The 3612-nt window shown below is 64.1% G+C and carries 6 protein-coding genes; 3 read left to right on the forward strand and 3 right to left on the reverse strand.

Annotated features, from left to right (window positions below; genetic code table 11):
- Nucleotides 1–156: 156 nt before the first annotated feature.
- Nucleotides 157–894 carry a DUF4197 domain-containing protein gene (locus tag ACESL5_RS09535; protein ID WP_372592547.1) on the forward strand — a complete coding sequence of 246 codons (738 nt, stop codon included), beginning with the start codon at nucleotides 157–159 and terminating at the stop codon, nucleotides 892–894.
- Nucleotides 895–916: 22 nt separating this feature from the next.
- On the opposite strand, the gene ACESL5_RS09540 is transcribed toward ACESL5_RS09535, so the two are convergent.
- Both ACESL5_RS09540 and ACESL5_RS09545 read right to left on the reverse strand, forming a co-directional pair.
- A complete protein-coding gene (locus tag ACESL5_RS09540; RefSeq protein ID WP_372592548.1) occupies nucleotides 917–1417 on the reverse strand; it encodes a DUF3592 domain-containing protein in 501 nt (166 codons plus the stop codon).
- Between the two features lie 7 nt (nucleotides 1418–1424).
- A complete protein-coding gene (locus ACESL5_RS09545; RefSeq protein WP_372592549.1) occupies nucleotides 1425–1913 on the reverse strand; it encodes a DUF3592 domain-containing protein in 489 nt (162 codons plus the stop codon).
- 128 nt (nucleotides 1914–2041) lie between these two features.
- Here ACESL5_RS09545 and ACESL5_RS09550 point away from each other — a divergent pair, with 128 nt between their 5' ends.
- Entirely contained in the window at nucleotides 2042–2776 is a 735-nt protein-coding gene (locus ACESL5_RS09550) for a hypothetical protein (RefSeq protein WP_372592550.1), read from the forward strand.
- On the forward strand, nucleotides 2773–3051 hold the full coding sequence (locus tag ACESL5_RS09555; RefSeq protein WP_372592551.1) for a hypothetical protein: 279 nt from the start codon (nucleotides 2773–2775) through the stop codon (nucleotides 3049–3051). Before ACESL5_RS09550 ends, ACESL5_RS09555 begins: the two co-directional genes overlap by 4 nt.
- 71 nt (nucleotides 3052–3122) lie before the next feature.
- On the opposite strand, the gene ACESL5_RS09560 is transcribed toward ACESL5_RS09555, so the two are convergent.
- Nucleotides 3123–3612 (reverse strand): hypothetical protein (locus tag ACESL5_RS09560; RefSeq protein WP_372592552.1); only part of this gene is annotated, 490 nt, incomplete at its 5' end.

A 3612-nucleotide genomic window follows, 5' to 3' on the forward strand; every position in this document is an offset into this window, starting at 1 on the left:
GCGGACACGCAGGTCTATCTCCTCAGACCATGTGTAATCAAACCCGACGCTTGAATGCAGTGATCGGCAACCTTGCGTGGGGGAAGCGCATCGTGAAAGCCTTCGGGGTCATCCGGACTTCCGGCGGTTACACTGAACCGCTCTCAGGCAGCAGGAATGACCGAAGTGAACTCACGACGTTCAGGAACGTTGGCAGACCGGCTGATGCGCACCATCGTGCTCTGCCTGATCGCGGGCCTTGCCGCCGGATGCGCCGACATGCCTCAGCTTCCGTATCCGGGAAGCGACGCGCCGGGGCAGGCGGCCATGGTACGGGGCATCAAGGAATCGCTGGAGATCGGCAGCATCCGTGCCGCCGATCTCCTGTCGAAGGACCGCGGCTATCTCGATCATCCTGTGTACCGGATCCGCCTGCCCGAGGCGGTTCAGCCGATTGCGGGAAGCCTCCGCCGGTTCGGTCTCGGCCCGCAGCTCGACCGGGTCGAGCTGCTCATGAATCGTGCCGCGGAACAGGCAGCGGGAGAAGCGAAGGCGGTGTTCGTCGATGCGGTGCGGGCGATGACGATCAGCGACGCGGTCGGCATCGTGCGCGGGCACGACACCGCCGCGACGGATTACTTCCGCCGGCAGACCGAGGCGAGCCTGCGCGAACGCTACTCGCCCATCATCCAGAGCCATCTGCAGCAGCTCGGCTTCTACTCGCAGTACCGACTGCTGCTCGCTGCCTACAACCGGGTGCCCGTCGCCGGCAAGCCCGATCTCGATCTCGAGCAGCACGCCCTCACCCAGAGCCTCGACGCGCTGTTCCGGCAGGTCGCCGAGGAGGAAAAGCTCATCCGCCAGGACCCGCTGGGCCGGGGCAGCCGCGCCATCGCGGCGGTGTTCGGGCGCTGAGAGGGCGCCTACGAGCGCCCGGCTACTCCATGAAGAACTTGCGGCCGACGGCGATGAGAGCCGAGCCGATTCCCGCGAACGCGGCGAAAGGAAGCAGCCAGACCAATCCTGCGAAAGGCGATGACAGCTCGAACCGGTAGCGCTCTGGTTGCGCGGGGTTGTAGTACACGGGCAGCGCCTCGCCCGCTTGGTGGCCGGCCGCGATCCGCAGGGCGTCCTCGCGGTTCTCGGCCCGGTGAGTCGTTCGCGCGGTGAACTCCCGGTCCGCCACGCGGTAGCCGTAGGTCAGGTCGGCGAAATAGGAAACGCGCTGCGCGTAGTGCTTGTCTTCGTTCAACTCGCGCACGCGCCGGACGACTTCGACGTCCTGCAGCGTCGCGACGGTCTGCGGCCATCGCCGGCTGTCGAAGTCCTCGCGCACGGCACCCACGGAGACCCAAACGAAAATGAGCCCGATCAGGACGAAGACACCGCCAATCAGATGGAACCAGAACGCGGGCTTGATGTTGCCGAGGAGTTCCACTACGCCCTCACTTGCCGCCGAAGAATGCGCCGAGATTGGCAATCAGCCCAATGCCGATGCCGTTGATCGCGAGCATCCCGATGAGGGTCACGACCAGGGGCAACTTGCCCGGCGGTGCCTCCCGCACGTCACTGGGGTTGGCCGGGTCGTAGTAGAAGGAGAGCGTCTCGTTCTCCTTCAGCCGCTCGGCCTCTTCGCGACTCCCCACGGCACGGACGGTCTGCTGCGTGTATACCGAACCGCCGGCCTCGTAGCGGAAGTCGAATATTGCTTCATAGCCATGCTGGGCGGTCGGCGCGCTCTGCCGGGTATTGATCACACGCTGCACATCGACGCTGTCGGCGCGGACCTCCAGCCGGGGCCAGAGATGAGCCGTTCGCTGTTGCTCGAAGAAGGTCAGGGCCTGATGAAACAGGAACACGTTCACCACGATCAAACCACACCATGCCGCGATCACCAGCGGGTGCATCGCCGCCAGTCGCGGGAAGATTTCCATTGCTACCCGGCCCCTCTGTTCCAAATGGGATTGCTATGAGAGCCGATAGTAGCTTAGCTGTATCAGCGGATGACCGCGCAGATCCTCACGAGGGCCCAGGCGAAATGTGGCAGGACCATCTGATGGTATTGGCCGTGCTGGCGGTGCTGGCCGTACCGGTGTACTTGCTCGATCACTTTCTGTTGAGATCGCAGGGGGACATCTTCCTCATCGACCTGAGCGGCTTGCTCATATCGGTGTACGGCTTGTGGGTCGCGGTGCATATTCCCGTTTCGAGCCTCGCGCTGTATTTCTTCAATACCGACAGGGTCTACGCGCTCCACGCATCGATGACGCCAGTCTCCGTCGGCCTCCTGTTGCTGGGGTATGTCGTCGTCTCCCAGGTCGATTCGGCCCGGAGCAAGGCGAAGTACGAAGCCCGAATGGCGATGCGCGAGACACTGTTCGATACCATCACGCTGGAGAAATGGTGGTACGTACCCGATGCGGCCAAGCCCGAGGCGATCGGCGCGGTGGTCGCGTTCGAGCACTCGGGGCGTTTTGCGGCGAGGGTCCACGGACGCACCTCGGATCCTTACGGTGGAGGCGTCTACCACGGAGAGATGCGGCCGCAAAAGCAGGTGACGGCCGGCGAGCGGGTCGAATACGTCTTCCCGCTGAAGTACTACAGCGACGGCCCTGCGCCCGACGTCGCCTTTTCGTTCATGCTGTTCCGCGACAGCACGGGGTCGGCGCCGGTGAACGTTTTCAAGAAGTACGTCGCCGCACCGGAGCGGGCCGACGATGGCGAAAGATTCTACGAGACGCTCCCGCCGCCGGTGGCCCCGCCATCCGTTCCGCCGAACTCGGAGAAGCATCGATGACCTGCCGACACCTGCACGAACTCGAGACTGAAGTCATCGCAGCGGGCATCAAGGAGACCTATCGCGGCGCGCCTTGGTCCATGAACTGTCGTGAGTGGGTCTATTTCGATGTGGTTTTCGATGTCGCATCTATTGCATCGAGAATGAATTTTCCACCGTGCGTCAAGGTGCACGAGAACCTCGATCCGAAATCTGGCACCGAGCGTGGGTTCGTGTGCACCGAGTGCCACGATGCCGTGATGGGGTTGTTGTCCTGGGCTGCCGTCTACCCCTGAGCGGGAAAGGGTGCTGATCGGCACTGGCCACGTCCGTGATCGGTGGCGCGGCGCTCATGTTCCTGCATTGCTCAACGCCCGGCCGCCGGGAGCCCAATAGCGTTCCTCCGCAAGGCCAGCAGCAACAGCCACCACGCCAGCACGAGCTCGATCATGAGCTTGCTGCTCTGGGTCACCAGTAGATTGTGGGGAATCGGCGCAGCCGCCTCGTCCGGGTGGAGCATGCGCCCCGTGCTGCCGAGGCCGCACACCTCCCAGGTGGCGAATGCGAAGAAGGTCAGGGCCGCTGGAAAGGTCAGCTCGGAACGGTGGGAACCCTGCTGCTTCGGTGACAGGAAGACCCACGTGATGGCGACGAGGATCAGGCTGCCGAATACCACGTAGAACCACGCCCCCGGCGCCGGCAGGCTCGGCCACGACCACAGCGCCAGCCACGCCAGCACCGCGGCCACGAACCCGCGCACCCGCAGGCCGCGCCGGATGGCCCAGGCCGTGGCAATGCAGAGCACGCCGAGCTGGAACGAGTACATCCATACGATGGTCTTCGCGGCGCCGATCAGC

Origin of the sequence: Guyparkeria sp. (assembly GCF_041687595.1) — a bacterium.
GTDB lineage: Bacteria > Pseudomonadota > Gammaproteobacteria > Halothiobacillales > Halothiobacillaceae > Guyparkeria.

Coding starts and splice junctions, on each gene's coding strand:
- ACESL5_RS09555 (WP_372592551.1), top strand. CDS start 2,773: ATGACCTGCCGACACCTGCACGAACTCGAGACTGAAGTCATCGCAGCG.
- ACESL5_RS09535 (WP_372592547.1), top strand. CDS start 157: ATGACCGAAGTGAACTCACGACGTTCAGGAACGTTGGCAGACCGGCTG.
- ACESL5_RS09545 (WP_372592549.1), bottom strand. CDS start 1,913: ATGGAAATCTTCCCGCGACTGGCGGCGATGCACCCGCTGGTGATCGCG.